Genomic DNA, 539 nt, shown 5'->3' on the forward strand with positions numbered 1-539 from the left:
TTAATGCCAGAGATTAGAAAAGAATTTATAGTAACACCTGTAGTAGCTCCATGGGATTAGGAGGGGTTAGATGGATGAACTCAAGAAAGAATACAACGAGCTTTTAAAGAGGTACTTCAAAGCCATGACTTGGTTTGAGAACTCTGTAAGAACAACAGCAGAACAAAGTCAGTATTTAGGATTATTTAAACAGATATTAAAAGACATAATCAGAGTCACCTTAGAGCTTAAAAAACATGGAGTAGTAATTCAAGATGGTCAATATCTTAAAGGTTTTCAGTAGGCTTATTTAAATCGTCATGATTGTAATCTAGTTATCGAGCCATATAAATATACTACTTCGATATTAAAATTCAGTTATGAAAGTTTAAATGCGTAGAAAATACATTTAAATTAAAGGGAGGACAAGCAATGAATAAGGTGGATTTTAATTATAAAGAATTTTATACAGTTACAGCATCTACAAAAAAACATGAAAACTCTTTTATCAAACAAATGGAACATGATATTTTAAATAGAAAAAAAGTATATGATTTGAA

Annotated in this window: 1 protein-coding gene; it reads left to right on the plus strand. The window is 29.5% G+C overall.

What is annotated here, in order from left to right; all coding sequences use genetic code 11:
- Window positions 1-70 precede the first annotated feature (70 nt).
- Complete coding sequence (locus tag RCF13_RS11060) at window positions 71-283, plus strand: hypothetical protein (protein ID WP_308141182.1); 213 nt, start codon at window positions 71-73, stop codon at window positions 281-283.
- The last annotated feature ends 256 nt before the right edge of the window (window positions 284-539 follow it).

This window comes from Stenotrophomonas maltophilia group sp. RNC7, assembly GCF_030910085.1.
Taxonomy (GTDB): domain Bacteria; phylum Pseudomonadota; class Gammaproteobacteria; order Xanthomonadales; family Xanthomonadaceae; genus Stenotrophomonas; species Stenotrophomonas sepilia.